The 18,221-nt window shown below is 68.3% G+C and carries 19 protein-coding genes and 1 pseudogene; 11 read left to right on the top strand and 9 right to left on the bottom strand.

The annotated features are described in order from the left end of the window. The first annotated feature begins 24 nt into the window (after positions 1 to 24). Entirely contained in the window at positions 25 to 1,548 is a 1,524-nt protein-coding gene (gene adh, locus OOJ98_RS13015) for an aldehyde dehydrogenase (RefSeq protein ID WP_267054812.1), read from the top strand. Between the two features lie 172 nt (positions 1,549 to 1,720). Here adh and OOJ98_RS13010 read toward each other — a convergent pair whose 3' ends face one another. Next, complete coding sequence (locus OOJ98_RS13010; protein ID WP_267054811.1) at positions 1,721 to 2,251, bottom strand: integrase; 531 nt, start codon at positions 2,249 to 2,251, stop codon at positions 1,721 to 1,723. 477 nt (positions 2,252 to 2,728) lie between these two features. Between OOJ98_RS13010 and OOJ98_RS13005 the strand changes: the two genes are divergently transcribed. After that, a complete protein-coding gene (locus OOJ98_RS13005; RefSeq protein ID WP_267054810.1) occupies positions 2,729 to 3,268 on the top strand; it encodes a hypothetical protein in 540 nt (179 codons plus the stop codon). Positions 3,269 to 3,640: 372 nt separating this feature from the next. On the opposite strand, the gene OOJ98_RS13000 is transcribed toward OOJ98_RS13005, so the two are convergent. After that, positions 3,641 to 3,961, bottom strand: a complete 321-nt coding sequence (locus tag OOJ98_RS13000) for a WD40 repeat domain-containing protein (protein ID WP_267054809.1) — start codon at positions 3,959 to 3,961, stop codon at positions 3,641 to 3,643. A 337-nt stretch (positions 3,962 to 4,298) separates the two neighbouring features. Between OOJ98_RS13000 and OOJ98_RS12995 the strand changes: the two genes are divergently transcribed. Beyond that, positions 4,299 to 4,625 carry a hypothetical protein gene (locus tag OOJ98_RS12995; RefSeq protein ID WP_267054808.1) on the top strand — a complete coding sequence of 109 codons (327 nt, stop codon included), beginning with the start codon at positions 4,299 to 4,301 and terminating at the stop codon, positions 4,623 to 4,625. Positions 4,626 to 4,940: 315 nt separating this feature from the next. Here OOJ98_RS12995 and OOJ98_RS34895 read toward each other — a convergent pair whose 3' ends face one another. After that, positions 4,941 to 5,309 carry an FAD-binding protein gene (locus OOJ98_RS34895; RefSeq protein WP_353963738.1) on the bottom strand — a complete coding sequence of 123 codons (369 nt, stop codon included), beginning with the start codon at positions 5,307 to 5,309 and terminating at the stop codon, positions 4,941 to 4,943. Between OOJ98_RS34895 and OOJ98_RS12990 the strand changes: the two genes are divergently transcribed. Next, positions 5,213 to 5,668, top strand: a complete 456-nt coding sequence (locus OOJ98_RS12990) for a hypothetical protein (protein WP_267054807.1) — start codon at positions 5,213 to 5,215, stop codon at positions 5,666 to 5,668. The two genes, OOJ98_RS34895 and OOJ98_RS12990, sit on opposite strands and share 97 nt — an antisense overlap. A gap of 13 nt (positions 5,669 to 5,681) precedes the next feature. Here OOJ98_RS12990 and OOJ98_RS12985 read toward each other — a convergent pair. After that, a pseudogene (locus OOJ98_RS12985) lies at positions 5,682 to 6,027 on the bottom strand (ATP-binding protein); the annotation flags it as partial. Between the two features lie 1,472 nt (positions 6,028 to 7,499). On the opposite strand from OOJ98_RS12985, the gene OOJ98_RS12980 reads away from it, so the two are divergent. Continuing rightward, complete coding sequence (locus OOJ98_RS12980) at positions 7,500 to 7,841, top strand: hypothetical protein (RefSeq protein ID WP_267054806.1); 342 nt, start codon at positions 7,500 to 7,502, stop codon at positions 7,839 to 7,841. 151 nt (positions 7,842 to 7,992) lie between these two features. Here the strand turns inward: OOJ98_RS12980 and OOJ98_RS12975 are convergent, their stop codons facing one another. Further along, positions 7,993 to 8,916 carry a hypothetical protein gene (locus tag OOJ98_RS12975; RefSeq protein WP_267054805.1) on the bottom strand — a complete coding sequence of 308 codons (924 nt, stop codon included), beginning with the start codon at positions 8,914 to 8,916 and terminating at the stop codon, positions 7,993 to 7,995. A 34-nt stretch (positions 8,917 to 8,950) separates the two neighbouring features. Beyond that, the gene (locus tag OOJ98_RS12970; protein WP_267054804.1) at positions 8,951 to 9,484 is read right to left on the bottom strand and encodes a YbhB/YbcL family Raf kinase inhibitor-like protein; all 534 of its coding nucleotides are present in this window, start codon (positions 9,482 to 9,484) and stop codon (positions 8,951 to 8,953) included. A gap of 99 nt (positions 9,485 to 9,583) precedes the next feature. Here OOJ98_RS12970 and OOJ98_RS12965 point away from each other — a divergent pair, with 99 nt between their 5' ends. Next, positions 9,584 to 10,276 (top strand): GntR family transcriptional regulator, encoded by a 693-nt coding sequence (locus tag OOJ98_RS12965; protein WP_267054803.1) that lies wholly within the window; start codon positions 9,584 to 9,586, stop codon positions 10,274 to 10,276. Between the two features lie 45 nt (positions 10,277 to 10,321). Here the strand turns inward: OOJ98_RS12965 and OOJ98_RS12960 are convergent, their stop codons facing one another. Next, a complete protein-coding gene (locus OOJ98_RS12960; RefSeq protein ID WP_267054802.1) occupies positions 10,322 to 11,311 on the bottom strand; it encodes an aldo/keto reductase in 990 nt (329 codons plus the stop codon). 218 nt (positions 11,312 to 11,529) lie between these two features. Beyond that, the gene (locus OOJ98_RS12955; protein WP_267054801.1) at positions 11,530 to 12,117 is read right to left on the bottom strand and encodes a flavodoxin family protein; all 588 of its coding nucleotides are present in this window, start codon (positions 12,115 to 12,117) and stop codon (positions 11,530 to 11,532) included. A gap of 239 nt (positions 12,118 to 12,356) precedes the next feature. On the opposite strand from OOJ98_RS12955, the gene OOJ98_RS12950 reads away from it, so the two are divergent. Together OOJ98_RS12950 and OOJ98_RS12945 are read left to right on the top strand one after the other, a co-directional pair. Beyond that, positions 12,357 to 13,085, top strand: a complete 729-nt coding sequence (locus OOJ98_RS12950) for a TetR/AcrR family transcriptional regulator (protein ID WP_267054800.1) — start codon at positions 12,357 to 12,359, stop codon at positions 13,083 to 13,085. Positions 13,086 to 13,352: 267 nt separating this feature from the next. Beyond that, positions 13,353 to 14,510, top strand: a complete 1,158-nt coding sequence (locus OOJ98_RS12945) for a serine hydrolase (RefSeq protein WP_267054799.1) — start codon at positions 13,353 to 13,355, stop codon at positions 14,508 to 14,510. Between the two features lie 94 nt (positions 14,511 to 14,604). On the opposite strand, the gene OOJ98_RS12940 is transcribed toward OOJ98_RS12945, so the two are convergent. After that, positions 14,605 to 15,159, bottom strand: a complete 555-nt coding sequence (locus OOJ98_RS12940; protein WP_267054798.1) for a hypothetical protein — start codon at positions 15,157 to 15,159, stop codon at positions 14,605 to 14,607. Between the two features lie 768 nt (positions 15,160 to 15,927). Here OOJ98_RS12940 and OOJ98_RS12935 point away from each other — a divergent pair. From OOJ98_RS12935 to OOJ98_RS12925, 3 genes are all read left to right on the top strand, one after another. Beyond that, positions 15,928 to 16,377: a hypothetical protein gene (locus tag OOJ98_RS12935; protein ID WP_267054797.1), complete on the top strand. Its 450-nt coding sequence runs from the start codon at positions 15,928 to 15,930 to the stop codon at positions 16,375 to 16,377. 443 nt (positions 16,378 to 16,820) lie between these two features. Further along, on the top strand, positions 16,821 to 16,982 hold the full coding sequence (locus OOJ98_RS12930) for a hydrophobic protein (RefSeq protein ID WP_267054796.1): 162 nt from the start codon (positions 16,821 to 16,823) through the stop codon (positions 16,980 to 16,982). A gap of 320 nt (positions 16,983 to 17,302) precedes the next feature. Further along, positions 17,303 to 18,034, top strand: a complete 732-nt coding sequence (locus OOJ98_RS12925) for an SOS response-associated peptidase (RefSeq protein WP_267054795.1) — start codon at positions 17,303 to 17,305, stop codon at positions 18,032 to 18,034. Positions 18,035 to 18,221: the final 187 nt, after the last annotated feature.

Below are 18,221 nucleotides of genomic sequence, written 5' to 3'. Positions count from 1 at the left end.
GCGCGGCAGAGGGAGGCCACGGAGATGACTCGTTACGCAGCGCCCGGCAGCGAGGGTGCGCTCGTCTCGTTCCAGTCCCGCTACGACCACTGGATCGGCGGCGCGTACGTGCCGCCGCGGCGCGGCCAGTACTTCGAGAACCCGAGCCCCGTGAACGGCCGTCCCTTCACCGAGATCGCGCGCGGCACGGCCGAGGACATCGAGCTGGCCCTGGACGCGGCCCACGAGGCGGCGCCCGCCTGGGGGCGCACCTCGGCGGAGTCCCGCGCGAACATCCTGCTGAAGATCGCGGACCGGATGGAGGCCCATCTGGAGGAGCTTGCGGTCGCGGAGAGCTGGGAGAACGGCAAGCCCGTCCGCGAGACGCTGGCCGCCGACATTCCGCTGGCCATCGACCACTTCCGGTACTTCGCGGGGGCGCTGCGCGCGCAGGAGGGCTCGCTGAGCGAGCTCGACGACGACACCATCGCGTACCACTTCCACGAGCCGCTCGGCGTGGTCGGCCAGATCATCCCGTGGAACTTCCCCATCCTGATGGCGGTGTGGAAGCTGGCCCCGGCACTGGCCGCCGGCAACGCGGTGGTCCTGAAGCCCGCCGAGCAGACCCCCGCGTCGATCCACGTCTGGCTCAGCATCGTCGGGGACCTGCTGCCCCCGGGCGTGCTGAACGTGGTCAACGGCTTCGGCGTCGAGGCCGGCAAGCCGCTGGCGTCGAGCCCGCGCGTCGCGAAGATCGCGTTCACGGGCGAGACGACGACGGGGCGGTTGATCATGCAGTACGCCTCCGAGAACATCAAGCCGGTCACCCTCGAACTGGGCGGCAAGTCCCCCAACATCTTCTTCGACGACGTGTGGGCGCAGGACGACGACTTCCGCGACAAGGCGCTCGAAGGGTTCACCATGTTCGCCCTGAACCAGGGCGAGGTCTGTACGTGCCCCTCGCGCGCCCTGATCCAGCGCGGCCACTACGGCGAGTTCCTGGAGGCGGCGATCGCCCGCACGGAACGGATCGTCCCCGGCCACCCCCTGGACACCGACACCATGATCGGAGCCCAGGCCTCCAACGACCAGCTCCAGAAGATCCTCTCCTACCTGGACATCGGCCAGCAGGAGGGGGCGAAGATCCTGACGGGTGGCCAACAGATCCACCACGACGGCGAGTTGGAGGGCGGCTACTACGTCCAGCCGACCATCTTCGAGGGTGACAACCGCATGCGGATCTTCCAGGAGGAGATCTTCGGCCCCGTGGTGGCGGTGACCTCGTTCACCGACCTCGCCGACGCGATCGCCACGGCCAACGACACGCTGTACGGCCTCGGCGCGGGCGTCTGGACCCGCGACATGAACACCGCGTACCGCGCGGGCCGCGCCATCCAGGCCGGCCGAGTCTGGACCAACTGCTACCACGCCTACCCGGCGGCGGCCGCCTTCGGCGGGTACAAGCAGTCGGGGATCGGCCGGGAGAACCACAAGATGATGCTGGACCACTACCAGCAGACGAAGAACCTGCTGGTGTCGTACTCACCGAAGAAGCTGGGGTTCTTCTAGAGGCACGGGCGGAGGGCGCCTGCCCTGGGCTGTTGACGGGCGGGCGTCTTCCACTCGACTCGACTCGACTCAATCAGAGCGGGTCCGGATTATTCCGTAACTCCCAGTTCCTCCCGCAGCCACCCCACCTCTGACCAGGACTTCCGGACCAGTCACGGACCAAGACCCGGGTTCAGCCGGCGGGTGGCGGGCCCTGATTGACACGGTCCCACTCCTCCATCGACTGTTCGATGAGGCGATCGGCCTGCTCTCGGATACCGTCCAAGAACTTGACGTAGAAGCGGAAAAGGACCTCGATGCTCTGGCCCGCGCGGCGCGCACACTCGGCCGGGTCCACGCCGGAGTACAGCCAGAACGAGATCCCTGCGTGCCGGAGGTCGTAGGGCCGCTTGGCCAGTCCGGACGCCAGCTCCGTACGGGTCAGAACGAACTTCCGCGCACGCCCCCACGTCATGCCATAGGCGGCTGCGTCCACGTATTCGCCCGCCTGGTTCCGGAACAGTCGGCCGTCCAGGGCCACACCGAACCGTTCGACGTGAGCCAGAAGGACGCGCACGAACTGCGGCGGGATGGGCACATGCCGGGTGTCCGTGGCCGCCCGACACTTGAGCGAGTGGATTTCATGCACCGCGCCGTCGTCCGTCCACTCCTTCCCCGCAGTGACGACGCCGCCCGACAGGTTGAGCAGTCCCCACCCGGACACCGGCCGGTTTCTCTCCCTGGACCCCGTCTACGGCGGGAACGCCAACGCCTACGGTTACCCTGCGGATCCGGTCAACCAGTTCGACCTCACGGGCCAGTTGTCGTGGAAATTCTGGCGATCCAAGCGAGTACGGGCCTGGTCGGCGCGCGCACTGGGCTGGGGACTGGCCGGAGTAGGCCACCGCTTCTTCGGCTACACCTGCGGATATCGCTATGGCATGCGTGTATGCACAGGCGGCTATCTTCTCCACGCCCGCGGCGGCACCACGATCGGCACCACCTACTTCACCTTAAACAACCCCGCATACCTCACACGGGCTCGAATCCGGCACGAAAGTGTGCACCGCCGCCAGTGGATGCAATATGGACTCGGCCTCGTCTTCCGGTACTTCCGCGCGGGCATAAATCCCTGCCACAACCGCTGGGAACGGGCCGCAGGACTGGGCACAGGGGGCTACTCGTGCTGAAGGCAGGAAGCATGTCCAGCAGGCGCCGGACCGGCCGTCGGGCACCCATCGGCGCGGTCCTCTGCGCCCTCGTGACGTCCGCCTGCGGGCTCGTACCGGAACACCCCACTGCGGACAAAGCCGTGACCTTGGGAATGAGGATCACCGACTCGCACATCGAGATCAAGGTCCCCCTCTGCCCGGGGGCACGCATCTCCCGCGTTGAAGTCTGGAAGCCCAGTGATGGGAAGGGCGGAGAAAAGCAACTGTGGTGGGGCAACGCCCCCCAGCAGGGCTCCGAGCCCGGTGTCGTCCGCCTGTGGAGCAACGTCGGCTACGCCAGCGCTTCACCCGCACAACGGCCCTCGGCCCTCCTCCCGGCAATCGACATCTCGGTGGACTACTCCGGTGAGAGCGACGGCGTCGGCAGCATCCTTGACACTCGGCAGGCCGCCAGCCCCGATCTCAAACCCGGCCAGTACTGGAGCATGCGAAACAAGCCAATGACCGGAAAGGAGATCGACGAACAACTCTCGTGCAACAAGACCAAGCCCCCGTCCTCCGAGGGTTGATACGCAGCAGTCAGGGCAGCAGTTGACGGCCACCACAACGCTGATGTCGGGGTATGAACAGATGCCGTCTGCCCCCGCGTGCTGACGCTGAAATCTCCTGCGGTGGGACGCCCAAACAGGGTGTCCCACCGCAGGCCGGCGCCCCAGGCTTGGCGACTCAGGACTGGAATCAGAACGGGTGGGGTGTGGGAGATCGACCACGATGGGGGCCAGAGGCTGCTGCGGATCATCCGTCGGCAGTGGATCAGTGGTGACTTGGCGGACTTGGCGGGGCGCCCAGATGGTGCTGCTGTCCGCGCAGGACATGTGCGCCCGAGAACGTGGGGTAGGCGGCCACCGGGGCTACACGTCGGGAGCGCCGAAACGGAATTCCTAGACATAGATGCCCAGTTCACCGCCCACGACAAGGCCGGTCCCGTCAGACGTCCAGCCGCAGGCGCGTAGGGTGCCTTCGGTTCGCATCGTGGTGAGGGCCTGCTTGGATGCCGGATCCCAGATCCGCACTGTCCGGTCGTGGCTTGCGGTGGCGAGCCAGGTGCCGTCCGGTGAGACCGCCACCGATAACACCCCTCCGGTGTGGTCTCGGCCGGCCAGGCTGGCGGTCTGCCAGCGGGAGGACAGGTCCGGGATCCGCGGCCTCCCCGCGCAACCCGAGAGCCGGACCAGCGCGCAACCGCGCGCCCTCGCAGACACCCGACCTGGCACGCGCTCTCAATGCCAGTCATCCGGTGGCCTTTCAGGGTCGGCCGGACCGAATGCAGAGGCCCTCGCCGACGCCTGCCGACGAGGGCCTCATCTATCACCAGGTCTCACAAGCGGGAGGTGAATAACCTCCGCGGGCCGCATGGCCGCGTAGTACATGCATCCGAAGAACACCTCCACATGAGGGCCCCGCCCGCGCCATCGCCAAGACCGCCCCGAAGCAGGGCGACTTCGGCCCTGCCGCCTGAGCACCCCGAGACCGCCGGGCGACCCCAACCCGACGGAAGACAAGCTCCATTCACCCCTGCACGACCTCGGGGCGTCATCCATGACCGAGCCGTCCGACGAAACCCTGCTCTTCGACGTGGAGCCACGACCCACGCCCGTCGAGCGGCAATTGCACCTGGCTGACCAGTACACCCAGCACAGCCACGCGCTCGATGTTCTCCTGCGCGCCACCGACCCACCCGCGCCCGATGCCCACGCCGCTTCCGCGCAGCGTCTGGCAACCGACACGCAGTCCGCCATCAAGGCAAACCAGGGCGAACGGTTCTATGAGAGCGTCGAGTTGTTGGAGACGGTCAGGCGGCTGAAGCAGCTCTCCTCCTCGCCAGGGCCTCGGCCGACCACAGCGCCGGAAGCGCTCGTGAGCTGACCGCGCTGGCCCCGGAAGCCGCCGTCAGCTGCGCCGTAACACTGGGGACCGAAGCTCGGCGGCGGCGCTGGGCCACCGCGCCCGTCCGTGACGACCGGCTGACCGCCGTTCAACGCCAAGCTCTGGGCCGAAGCGTGTCGAGCTTGTCCGCCAGCGCCGCTGCGAGCCCCGACACGGAATGGACCTGGGCCGACTACCGCTACGCCTCATGTGGAGAGATTCAGACGAGCCTGCCAAAACCCGGCCCCTGCCGCCCCTAGCCAACGGCCCACCGAGGCGTTCGGCGATGTCGAGGAAGTCGCCACATTCTGCCCTTCAGCGGCCACCTGCTTCCGAGCACGGAGACAGGGACGTCATGCGACCAGCCGGACTCCTCGCCTCGGCCACCGCGCATCCGGCCGAGACTCCGTGCTGTGGCGTTGGATGCGCTTCCTCGGAGGGTTGGGCGACGCAGTTGCCGACGCCGTAGAGGCCGGGTACTGGTTCTCCGTCGGCTCGTAGCGTGCGGCCGGCCGTGTCGGTCACGGGCCCGCAGCGCCCAGAGGGCTTGGCTCGGGCGTGTCGGCACGCACGGACATAATGCGGCTGTGGACCTGAGACCGGAGTTGTTGCCCCCGCCCGTGAGCCGGCAGCGGCTGGACGAGCTGTGCGCCGAGGTAGACCGGATCGCTGACCTGCTGGAATCCCGCCGAGAGGCAGCGGGCGAGGCAATCACAGCCTTCAACGCGATGACCGGTCATGACTACGACGCCCTCGACTTCGCTGAGTACGACGGAAGCAGGAGCCTGGAGGAGTTCGCGCGGGAGGCGGCCCGGCCGGCTCGCCCCGTGGTTGCGGACATCACCCGGGACGAGCTCGTTGAGATCGTTCGCAGACTCCTGCTGGCCGACTCGGAGAGCGACTACTACTTGCGGCTCCTGGAGGCGAACGTGTCGCACCCCCGGGTGAGCGACCTGGTGTTCCACCCCTCGGACGACCTTGGGGGCGCGTCCGCGGAGCAGATTGTCGACGAGGCTCTGAAGTACCGGCCGATCGCGCTCTGAGCCCTGCGGGAAGTCAGCTGGCCGTGGCTTGTTGTTCGGCGCGGGCGCGGGTGGTGGCCAGGCGGTAGGAGTCGGTGTCGGTCTCGATGATGTTGCGCCCGAAGGTAAGACGGTCGACGATGGCCGCGCAGAGGCGAGGGTCGGTGGAGGTCTTGGTCCAGCCGGAGAACGCTTCGTTCGAGGCGATCGCCACGCTGTTCCTTTTGCTCCCGCTCGGTCAGAACCTGGAAGAGGAGTTCGGCACCGCCGCGGTCGAGTTCCATGTAGCCCAGCTCGTCGATGCACAAAAGATCGACGCGGCCGTAGCGGGCGATGGTCTTGGTCAGCTGCCTCTCGTCGGCGGCCTCGCCGAGCTCGTTGCCGTCACCGGGCCACAAGGCGGGAGCTGGACCCAACAACCCGAAGGACAGAGTCCAGTCCAAGCTCCACATTGCCGTCTGCTCCGGCAAGGTCCAACTCGCAGCAGCACAGAACGCCATCGCAACGGACTGGACGACAGCGCTGACGTCGCTCGGCCTCCAATAAGAGAAGCCGGGTGCCCCGCCGAACCACCCCGTGCACACATACTGCACTGCTGTCTGACTGCGCTGGCGACGGGCCCGAACAACCATCGGTCCGGCGGCTCTCTTCGTCGTGAGGCCAGGCCAAGGACCATGATCTGTCGGCCCTGGGACGCGGCACGTACTGCTATGACGTCCGCGGCCACAGCTGAAGCAAGCACTGCTCCGTCCCCTTGTATAGGGACAAGTCACCCTGCGGCCCTGAGGATTCAGCGAGGTGCTTCGCCTCGCTGCGTCCGCGAAACGATAGGCGAGTGTGACGGTCGCCTTCCGCGATCGTGATGCCCCATGCCCCCCGGTAGGCGCGACCTCTCTGCGGAACGCATGGAGGGGCCCAGGGCGCTTGCGCGCGCCCTGGGCCCCGAAGGAACTGCTACACCATCTGCCGGCCCTGGTACTGCACCGGCCTTCTGTTTCCGCCTGCCCGACCGAGATACTGTCGGGGGTGCGGGGATCGCGGTTGCTCGACCGGAGACCACCTCACTATCGATGTCCTGCGGTACCCGGACCACTGAGGGCGTCCGGGCGATCCTGATGGCGCCTGGCTCCTCCGATTCTTCCCTCTGGTGAACTGCCTTACTAAGGGGAACTGCGTACTGCTGATACCGCGAACTGCTGGTACTGCTGGTACTGCTGGTGATGCGTACCGCCGATGGCCTGTGTGAGCGCCACCCTTCGACAGCCAGCCCCGTTGCCCGTCCTGCATCTGCTCTGGCTTGGAACCCCACTGCCGAACTTCCCGGTGCGCGCGCCCGCAGCCGACGCCTTCACCGAGGTACCACTCGCTTCACTGCTGGGTACCGCAACTGCACTTGCGGGTACTGCTCACGGCGGCCCCTGAACACTGCGGGCCACCCGGTCCGGCCGCCAGCCCCGTCGCCGTCATGCAACCGCTCTGGCTTCGAAACTCCGCCACCGCACCGTCCTGCGCACTGCAACTACTCGTACTGCTGCCCGGCAGTTCGTCTCTGCCGGGCCCTTCGACCTCTCTGGCTACGAGAGAAACCATAACCACACCCCACCTGAATGTCTACTCCGGCCAGAACAGTTTTTTGTGTTCCAGGCAGAGAGGTAATCCGCCGCCGTCGCGGCAGCGAGACCAGGTGGGCAGCTTCAGCGATCAGAGACCAGAGGGCGACCTGACGGACACGATGAGCCTTGCCATCGCCCTCGGCCTGCCCGCAGCGCCTTGCCCTCGAAGGGAGCAGTGACAGTCGCCGCGTTGTGTGCGACCTTCAAGTCGTCCTGCAGGACGACGAGTTGGAGATCCGGTGACTGTCTCAGCCGTGTTGCTTTTGGTGATCGTCTGGGTTCTCGCGGCTCTCATACCCCTGCGGGCAGCGCCCGCCCGACGGGTGTGGGTCGTGGTGGTGTTGTGCGTCTCCGTCCTGGTGGTGGCGGGCGCGGCCGTCTACGGAATGCAGCACGCGCACGAGTGGGCAGCACCGGACGTTTCTTACGACGGGGTCGTCACCCAAAGCAGCATGGAGGACCACGTCAGCTCAGGTTCCTTCCTCTCACGGCAATGGGAACCTGCATTCTTCGCGGCCGTCGCGATGGGACCGGGCGCGCTCGTAGCTCTCCTTCGACTGGCTCTCTCCGAGCCGGAGTGAGTTCCGCCTTGCCCACCCCCACCTCTTCATCGGTGGAGATGACCTGTCCCGGGCCACTGCCCTGCCCCCGCGTTCCTGCGGCGGGTCCCGCCGTCCTCGCCTCGGCTTTCGTGCGAGGTTCAGGAACCCCGCTGCCAGAGAGAGCGGCGCCTCACCGCGTGCCTGTTGCGGCAGCTCCGTATGCGCGATCGGACTGTCCGCGGACGGCCTGGAACGTCCCTGCTGCGGTGAATGAGTCGGCGATCGGCGCGATGAGCGAGGCGAAGCGGCGGGCGCCCGCGTTGCCGATCGGTGCCCATAGGGCGGCGCAGTGCGCGTCTGTCTCCTCTTCGATGCGCTCGCGCGACGCACTGCCGGCGTGGGTGAGTACGCCGTGGGAGTTGAGCCATCCGCGTGCGACGAGGCGTGCCGTCGCCGCGCTCCACTCATCGTCGTCCCATCGGCGGGTGGTTCGTGCCAGAACTGTCGGGAGGTGGCCGGTCGCGGCGTGCAGCACGAGGCAGTCGCACGGCCCGAGGCCGTTGTCGGCGAGTACGAGGAGATGGGCGTCGCCACGCCACTCGCGGGCCACGGTGATCTGCTGCCAGAGTGCGGCGAGGGGATCGCAGGGAAGCTCGATCGAGGCGTTCGCGGCGGCCAGCACCTTGCCCGCGTAGTCGGCGCCGGTGATGACCGTGTCGATCAGCGAGCGGGCCTCGGCGAGGTGGCCGTCCGTGAGAGATACGTTGACGCGTCGCATCGCCCGGCCGGCGGCCCGGAGGCGGGCGGCCTGCCACCGCTCCGGCGGCGCGGCCTCCCATACGCCTGCCATGGCCCGTACGGCCCGTGGGCTGAAGTTGTAGAAGGCGGCGAGCGTGACCTGCCAGGGAACGGCGCCGAGCGCGGCCGACCGGAAGGCCAGATACGCCGGCCCGCTGTCGGTCACGCCGAGTTCGGCCGCCTCCTGGGCGGTCTCGGGGACGAGATAGATGAACAGGTGAGCGGCGCTGATGGCGCGGCTGACGTCGCGGACGGCGTTCAGATCCATCGGGCCGTCGCCGGTGCGGGTGGACCGGGGAAGGGCATCGAGGTGCATGGCGGTGGGGTCTCCGGGAGTCGGGGGGGCGCTGTCAGGCGGGTGTTTCCGAGGTGGCGGTCAGCACCGCGCGCCCAAGGGTGTGACCGGCCATCGTGAAGCCGAGGATGGCCGGTGTGGCGTCGGCGGGGACGCCTGTCGAGGGGATGTCGAGCGCGTGCACGACGACGAAGTAGCGGTGCGGGCCGTGTCCGGCCGGCGGGGCGGCGCCGATGTAGCGGGCCGTGCGGGCGTCGTTGGGCAGCTGGTAGGCGCCGCCAGGTATCTGTGAGCCGGTGTCGTCGCCGGCGCCCTCGGGCAGGTCGGTGACGGTGGCGGGGATGTCGGCGACCGCCCAGTGCCAGAACCCGGACCCGGTGGGGGCGTCGGGGTCGTAGACGGTGACGGCATAGCTCTTGGTGCCGGCCGGGGCGCCGCTCCAGGACAGCTGTGGGGATGTGTCGTTCCCGCCGGGCAGGCCGCAGGAGTGCTGCTCGGGCGGCCACGCGGCGCCGTCGGCGACGGTGGTGCTGGTGACGGTGAACGGAGCCGCCCGGGGGAGGCGGGCGAAGGGGTCGTTGGCAGGCACAGCGGTCGTTCCTTTCCGGGCGAGGCGAGTCCTCGTCCGCTAATAAATCGACCGTAACACGAATAATCGATTATCCAAGAGATCGTCTAGGATGGGCTCATGACCCAGACGGCACACCCCTCGACCCCGCCGGGGAAGCAGATGCTTTCCGAGCAGGTCTACGCACATCTGCGGGACGCGATCATGCGGGGGGACCACCCCCCTGGCTCCCCTCTCAAACCGCAGGATCTGGCCAAGGCGCAGGGTGTGAGCCTGGCCGTGGTGCGCGAGGCGCTCGTGCGGGTGGTCGGCGAGGGGCTCGCCGACCGGCTGCCCAACCGCGGCTTCGCCGTCCCGTCCTTCTCCGACCACCGCTGGCAGGAAATCGCCGAGGCCCGTCGGACCCTCGAACCGGTCGTACTGCGCATGGCCATCGAGCGTGGCGACGTCGACTGGGAGGCCCGCGTACGGGCCGCCCACCACCGTCTGGTGCGCACCCCGGCGTACACGCCGGACGAGGGCGACTACTACACCGACGCTTGGGCCGAGGCCCACAGAGCCTTCCACCGCACATTGCTGGAGGGATGTGGCAACCGCGCACTGCTGGAGACCTTCGACCGGCTGTGGACCCAGAGCGAGCTGGCCCGCCGTTGGTCAGCACACCGCAACCCCGGACGGGATGGCGCCACGGAACACCGCAGGCTGGAGGAGGCGGTACTGCACCGCGACGCCGACACCGCAGCCGCGGTCCTGGCCCAGCACCTCACCTCGACCGCAGCCGCCCTGACCGACGATTCGAGCCAGGCCACCTAGGCAGTGCGGCGCGGCCCGGTCAGTCGTGGCTCTCCTGGCCCGATCTCACGTCCAGGTCGGCACGTTTCCCTTGGCGTAGCGGGCGCCGAAGCCACCGTGGGGCAAGATCCCGTCGATGGTCCTGAGGTCGGCGTCGGTGAGGGTGAGATCGGCGCCCCTTACGTTTTCCTCAATGCGCTTCGGGCTGCGGGTGCCGGGAATGGGCACGATGTGCTCGCCCCGCGTCAGGAGCCAGGCCAGGGCGAGTTGGGAGACGGTGGCGTCCTTGGTCGCCGCGAGGGTGGCGAGCCGGTCGACGGCCTCGACGTTCTTCTCGAAATTGCCCGGCTGCCATCGCGGATCGACCTTGCGTATGTCGCTGCCTTCGTACTGGTCGGCGGGCTTGGCGGTGCCGGTGATGAACCCGCGGCCGAGTGGGGAGTATGCGACGAAGCCGATGCCGAGTTCGTCAAGGAGCGGGAAGAGCTGCTCGACGTCGCGTTCGAACAGGGAGTATTCGGTCTGCAGGACGGATACCGGCTGCACGGCGTGCGCCTTGCGGATCGTCTCGGGTCCGGCCTCGCTGAGGCCGAAGTACTTCACTTTGCCTGCGTCGATCAGTTCTTTGACGGTTCCCGCGACCTCCTCGATGGGCACCTCGGGGTCGACGCGGTGCTGGTAGAAGACGTCGATGTGTTCCACGCCGAGATGGCGCAGGCTGTTCTCGGCGACCTTGCGGATGTTGTCGGGCCGGCTGTTGAGAGCGCCGCCGATCTGCTCCGCGGGCACCGACATGTCGACGCCGAACTTGGTGGCCAGGACCACGTCGTCGCGGAAGTCCCGGACCGCCCTGCCGACCAGGATCTCGTTGGATCCGGTGCCCCAGCCGTACATCTCGGCGGTGTCGAAGAAGGTCACGCCCAGGTCGTGGGCGCGGCGTAGGGCGGCTGTGCCGGTCCCTTCGTCGGTGGGTCCGTAGGCCATCGTCAGGCCCATCGCGCCGTAGCCGATGGCCGAGGTCTCAAGGCCCTGGCTTCCGAGCGTCCGGTTCTGCATGGCTCACTCCTCCGAGGGGGGTAGAGGTGTCTTGTGGTCGACGGGGCTCGTGCCATCCGCGTACGGGCTCACGTGCAGGGCAGGCTCTGAGGCCTTCTGCTGGGCTCTCCGGCCCGAACCCGTCGCGCGACGGCGGACCCAACCATGGCTCCCTGGTGCGGAGTTGCTGTTCGCTCGGGCTGGTTGGGGCCGCCGGGGTGGTGGCGAACCGCGGTGTGTCAGTGCGCTGCGGCAGCCAGTCCGGCGCGGTGGATCCGGGTGTGCTCGGCGACACGCCGACCGAGGTGGCAGGCAGTGCTCAGGTCCGCGTCGTGGACGGTGGCGGTGTCGTTGAAGCTCTGCGCGCCGGCACCGAGGTAGAAGCCGAGGCGGTTGTCGTCCTGGGGGCTTGAGGTGGTGGTGTTCCAACCCGGCAGGAGGTTCAGGCTCACCCAGAGCATTCCGTGCTGGGCCGCGAGGAGCGAGAGGTACTGCAGTGTGTGCAGCTTGTCGCCGCTCATGGAGCCGGAGTTGGTGAATCCCGCCGCGAGCTTGTCGCTCCAGGCTCGGGTGCTCCACCGCTTGCTGGTGGCCTCCGCGAAGGCGTGGAACGCCCCCGAGGCGGTGCCCATGTAGGTGGGGGTGCCGAAGATGATGGCGTCCGCGGCGTCCATCAGTTCCCAGTCGGCATCACTGAGGGAAGCGACGTCCACCCGCTGGACCTGCGTCCCGCCGACGGAGCGTGCGCCGTCTTCGACGGCCGTGGCGAGCTGCGCGGTGTGGCCGTAGCCGGAGTGCGACGCGATCACTATCGAGATTTCGGACATGGGTGTTTCCTTTCCTGCCGCGATGGCGGCGGTGGGGTGGGGTGCCGGCGGACGACGGGCTGCCCGCCGCGACCGTGGCTCGCGCTGCTCCACGAGTCAGGGGCCGGCGGCCCCGTAGAGGGTGCGGCGCATGCCCGGGGCGGGTGCTGGTATCAATCAGCACCCATCCGGATCACCGTTCCGGCTGTTCGAGTATCAGCGATAAGGCAGCGATACGCAAACTGCGATATCGTTGTTCCATGAACGAGGAACGGCGCGCTACACGCCGCCAGGTGCTAGAGGTGGCCGCCCAGCTGTTGGAGGAAGGCGGCAGCGAGGCGGTCTCCACGCGTGCGGTCGCAGCGGCCGCAGGCGTCACGGCGCCCGCGCTGTACCGGATGTTCGGCGACAAGGACGGGCTCCTGACCGAGCTGGCCGCCTACGGATTCGAGATGTACCTGACCGAGAAGCGGGAGGCGCTGGCGCTGACCCCCGACGACCCGGTGGCCGACCTCTACCGCGGTTGGGACCTGCATGTCGACTTCGGAGTGCAGCACCCCGCGTTCTACATGCTCATGTACGGCACCGTGCAGCCCGGCCGGCGGCCTCCCGCCGCGGACGAGGCACACGGCCTGCTGGTGAGACTGCTGCGTCGCGCGGCCGAGACCGGGCGGCTCCGGGTTCCGGTGGAACAGGCGACCCGCGTCATCCATGCGGCAACGACGGGTGCCACGCTGGCACTGATCGGCGAAGCGCCCTCGGAGCGGGACCTCACCACTTCGGCGCGGCTGCGGGACACCGTCATCGCCTCCGTCACCACGGACCCGCCCGCCCCGTCCGAATCGGATCTGGCTTCGCGCGCACTCGCCCTCGACGCCGCGCTCGAAAACGCGCTCACCTCAGGGAGCCCGGCCGTAGGCACCGAGGTGCCGCTGCGAGACACGGAAACGGCTCTGCTGCGCGATTGGCTGCAACAGCTGGCAGGCTGAACTCGCCAACTCCTTTGAGTCAAGGCGGAGTTGACGTGAGGGTCCCCTGTCGTCCCTACAGCGATGCGCGAGGGGGGCAAACCCCACCTGCAACCGGGTGGTTAGCGGTATCCCGGGTCCGGGCCTTGATCGAAAATACTGGGCCCAGGTCAGCCGCCGTCCACCCATCGCAGGAGATCTTCCGTGTACGAGCACGCGCATGCAGCAGACGGGTCACGTTCGCCGGGGAGCACTGGCCACAGGCGCTGGACGCGCCGGCTGAGGGGCGTGAGCGTGGGGGCGCTCGCGGCAGCCGTGATGACCGCCGGGCCGGCCCTTCCCGCGTCGGCTGCGGGCACCGGCGACGCGCCAGTGGCGGAGGGAGGGCACGAGGCCGCCCAAGCGGCGTTGGAGTCGGTGGTGAAGGACGGGGCGCCCGGCGGGATCGCGCTCGCCGAGCGGGGAGACGCCACCTGGACGGGCCGGGCGGGAACCGCGGACCTGACAACCGGCCGACAGCCGCGGGCCGACGACCGCTTCCGGGTCGGCTCGATCACCAAGACGTTCGTGGCCACGGTGATGCTCCAGCTGGAGGCGGAGGGGACGCTCAGCCTGGACGACACCGTCGAGCGTTGGCTGCCGGGGCTGGTGACAGGCAACGGCAACGACGGCAGCAAGATCAAGCTACGGCAGATCCTCAACCACACCGGCGGAATCTACAGCTACACCGACGACGCGGAGTTCAAACAGAAGGAATTCGGCACCGACTTCCTCCACCACCGCTACGACACCTGGACGCCCCGCCAACTCGTCCGGCTCGCCATGAACCATCGCCCCACCTTCGCCCCCGGCGACAGCTGGAACTACTCCGACACCAACTACATCATCGCCTCCATGGTGATCCAGAAGACCACCGGACGCTCCTACGCCCACGAGATCGAGCAGCGCATCCTGCACCCCCTGCGCCTGGACTCCACCAGCCTGCCGGGTGCCCGCGCCCGCATACCCGGGCCCAGCGGCCGTGCCTATTCGAAGCTGACCGGAGAACTCGCCGGGCCGGGAGAGCCGAACAGCGCCACGTATGACGTCACCGAACTCAACGCCTCCTTCGCGGGAGCCGCCGGAGAGATGATCTCCACCAACCGTGACCTCAACCGGTTCTACCGGGCCCTGTTCTCCGGCCGGCTCCTGAAGAAGCCTCAGCTGGAAGAGATGATGACGACCGTGAAGATCGAGGACATGCCGGCCTTCTCCTACGGCCTGGGGCTGATGAGGTTGACGCTGTCGTGCGGCGTCGAGGTGTGGGGGCACAGCGGCGGCATCCAGGGCTCCATCTCCCAGTCCATGGGGACGGTGGACGGCAGGCACGTACTGTCGCTGAACTTCAACGGCGACTGGAACGTCCACGAACAGCGGCTCGTAGACGCCGAGTTCTGCGGTGCCTGAGACGCGGTGAAACCCGGGCCTTTGACGTACGTCGGGTCACATCGTGCCGTCCTGTCGATCACCGGCTCTCAGCCACCGCTGCGACAACGGCTGTTCAGAGAGTCGCCGTTGCGCTGTACGCCTCAGCAGTGAACTGCCCATTCCCACTGCTGTCGAAGTAACCGAGAATCGCGCCCGATTTCCATTGGCCGGCCTGATAGGGCGCCGTAACGGTCACATAGCAAAATGTGCAGTTGTGCTTGGTCTCGTTGTTCTGGCCGACGTTGGATCCGTGAAGGTACAGAGCCGTCCCGAACGTCAGTGTTGCCGCGTTGCTGTTGCAGTAGGCCCAGACCGTGGATGTCACGCCGGCAGTGCCGTGGTACGGCTTGCCGGGGCTGACGGTGCAGGTGAGTACGGCCGCAGAGGGTGCTGATCTGGTGACGGTCACGGCGCTCCCGCCCACCGTCACGGTCGTACTGTCCTTGCCGGCCGGCACGCTGATGGTCGCCGCGGGGGCCGAGTGGGAGGCGGTGGGCGGAGCGGCCTGAGCGCCGGGGGCGCCGATCAGGGCGACAGCGGTCATCGAGGCCACGCCGAACAGGCAGCCCAATATTTTAGTGCGCATGAGACCTCGATCTGGAGAAGGGAGACTGAGCACAGTGGTCAACCGCCGAAGTGCAGTGCTTGATTAGCAGACAACAGCCGAGCGCAAACATGTGCCAGTAAAGGCGCCTGCCGTGAGGCGAGCGTCCCGGGGAAAGGGAGTTCGCGATCTTCACGGACCGACCGCGAGCTAGATTCTGCGGCATGGAGTCAGGGGCGTCCATGCCGCGCCCTGACATTTTCAGGCCATTCTGTTTCCGAAAAATGCTCATGTCGGAACCGTGGGCGCCCGCGGGCACGACGGGGCGGACGGACTCGGGGGTATGGGATCGTGCCGCTGCGGGCCTGGCGGGACCAGTCACGTTCCACGTACCAGCGGGCCCCGACAGTCAGACCTGCGGGAGCGGGGCTCGAACCATCAACTCTGATCTCTGTACGGCTGTTTCGTCCACGACGGCCCGTCGAGTGTGCCCGCCCGCCTAGGGCAGCCCCTGTGTGTCACACGTGCTTGCCGCCTGGGCGCGGATGACCGTAGCCAGCGTGTCGACCCACGTGCTCGGCGGAGCACCCTCGCACCCGGCGAGCCCATCGCCGGGCCCCCGCACGGTCTACGAGTGGTGGCACACCCCCTCGGGTGCGGCGGCGCCCCGAAGGCCTTGAGTTCCGACGGGCCGATGCCTAGGTTCGCCCTGACGCCTCGACTGGATCACGGGGCGACTGGCCCGGCCCCGCCTAAGGACGGCGCCGGGCCGGTATCAACTGAGCGAATGGGAAGGGCTGGTGCGCAGTGAAGGGCCAAGTCAGTTACAGACGGAGCGGTTCCCTGGCAGCGGTGGTGCGCCGCAGGACAGCCGCGCTGGTGGGCGCGGTCGCGTTGATCGCCGCTGTGTTCACCGGAGCGGGCGCCGGCACGGCCGCGGCGGTGGACAACGGAACGCGGAGCGCCTCGGTGGGCGGATGGACGTGCCCCGGGGTGGCCGTCCCGCCCGGGTACGTCATCACCATGTTCAACATCAGCGGGTGCAACGGCGCGGGCGCATGGTTGCAGCAGCCCGTCCGTGACGGGATATGGACCTGCTCGGGTTCGCCCATCGTGGCCGGCTACGTCATCACGAACTACGACCGCAACGGCTGTAGCGGAGTGGGCGGTTGGTACCACCAGCTGGTGCGCAACGGCATCTGGACCTGCCCCTACTCGCCCATCCCCGCGGGCTACCGCAGCACCACGTATGACGCGCGCGGGTGCAGCGGCCTCGGCGCATGGCTCACCATTCGCGCCTGACGCCGTCGCGCCTGACGCCCGTCGCGCCTGACGCCCGTCGCGCCTGACGCCCGTCGCGCCTGATGTCAATCGTTGAGAAGCGGGCTACGACGTAGCGCGTGGTCCCGAGCAGCGCTCGCCGCGTCGTGTCGCGGCGGAGCGCTGTGCGGGCCTCACCCCTCGCCAGGCCGGCGTTGGGCGGCGAACGGCAGTGTCGCATCCCAGCCGACGCGGCCTTTGGCAGAGGGAGGGTGCCGGAGGTACTGCCGGTGGACGAGCCGGACAGCGAGTTCGCCGTTGGGAGTCCGGCGGGCCGCACCGCAGGGCCAGCCACACCCGTCCACCCCCTCTCGGCAGGTCGGAAAAGATGGAAGCGTTCCCGGCTAAGAATTTTGTAAACAGTCGCTTCGGAGCTGCGTGGCCTGCCTCACCGAGGGCATTCGATGGCTCGGAGGTTGATAACTATGGTTCCCCTGCTTCTCGTTCTTCTGCTGGCTCTGATCCTCTTCGGCGCGGGTTTCGCTCTGAAGGCGCTGTGGTGGATCGCGATCATCGTGCTCGTCGTCTGGCTCGTCGGCTTCATCGCCCGTCCCAAGGGAGGAAGCGGCCGCTGGTACCGCTGGTAGGCACCGGCAACCAAGCTGGACCTGTGGGCTCCCGCCATGACATGGCATGCCATGTCATGGCGGGAGCCCACACGCATGTCAGCGCCAGTCCGGCGCGCGCCACCGGGCCGCAGGGGCCACTCCCTGCGAGTCATGCCCCGGTCGAGTCATGGCCCGGTCGGCGTGCCCGTAGCCGTGCTCGGGCGCTCCGTGACCGCGCTCATCCACGGGGCCGCCCGCCCCAGGGCTGCTCGCATGCAAGCCCGTCGCCTGACATCCAGCAGTGCGAGCTGCGCCGACCACTCCCCCTCAACCGCACGGTCTCGTGGCACAGTGGGTGCATGTGCGGCCGTTACGCCTCGACTCGTAGCCCTGAAGACCTGACCGGGCTCTTCCACGTCACCGACCGGCCTACCGCCGACGCGCTCGCTCCCAGTTGGAACGTGGCACCCACCGACCCGGTCTACGCGATCCTCGAACGCGCTGGCCGGGACGGCGACGCTGAGGTGAGGCGTGAGCTGCGGGCGCTGCGGTGGGGCCTGGTGCCGTCCTGGGCGAAGGACCCGAAGGCCGGCTCGCGGATGATCAACGCCCGGGTGGAGACGGTGCACGAGAAGCCCGCCTACCGGCGCGCCTTCGCCAAACGCCGGTGCCTGCTGCCGGCGGACGGCTTCTACGAATGGGACCCGGTCAAGGACGAGACGACCGGCAAGACCCGGAAGCAGCCCTACTTCATCCACCCGGCCGACGGTCAGGTGATGGCCATGGCAGGCCTGTACGAGTACTGGCGCGACCCCGAGGTGAAGGGGGACGACGACCCGGCTGCCTGGCTGCTGACCTGCACGATCATCACCACCGAGGCCACCGACGCGGCCGGCCGCGTACACCCGCGCATGCCCCTCGCCCTCACCCCGGACCACTACGACACCTGGCTCGACCCCCACCACCACGACACCGAAGACCTCCGCGCCCTCCTCACCCAGCCCGCCGACGGCCGGCTCGACGCCCGGCCCGTCTCCACGGCCGTCAACAACGTCCGCAACAACGGCGCACACCTCCTCGACGCCGCCTGAAGTACCCGCGCACGCACGCGCGCAGGGTGCCGTCATCCGTCGACACGGTTCTCCACCCTCTTCCCAGCGGCCCGGCCGAGGCCGACTCTTCCCCGACGATGGCGCCTACACCACCGCGGCGCCGGTCGGTACGGGCGCCATGGCGATCACGACGCTGACAAGCCTCGCTCTCGCCCGCCGACGCTCC

The sequence above is a fragment of the Streptomyces sp. NBC_00083 genome (genome assembly GCF_026343295.1).
Taxonomy (GTDB): domain Bacteria; phylum Actinomycetota; class Actinomycetes; order Streptomycetales; family Streptomycetaceae; genus Streptomyces.
Note: the sequence above shows the minus strand (reverse complement) of the source record. Positions and strands in the feature narration are given on the sequence as shown.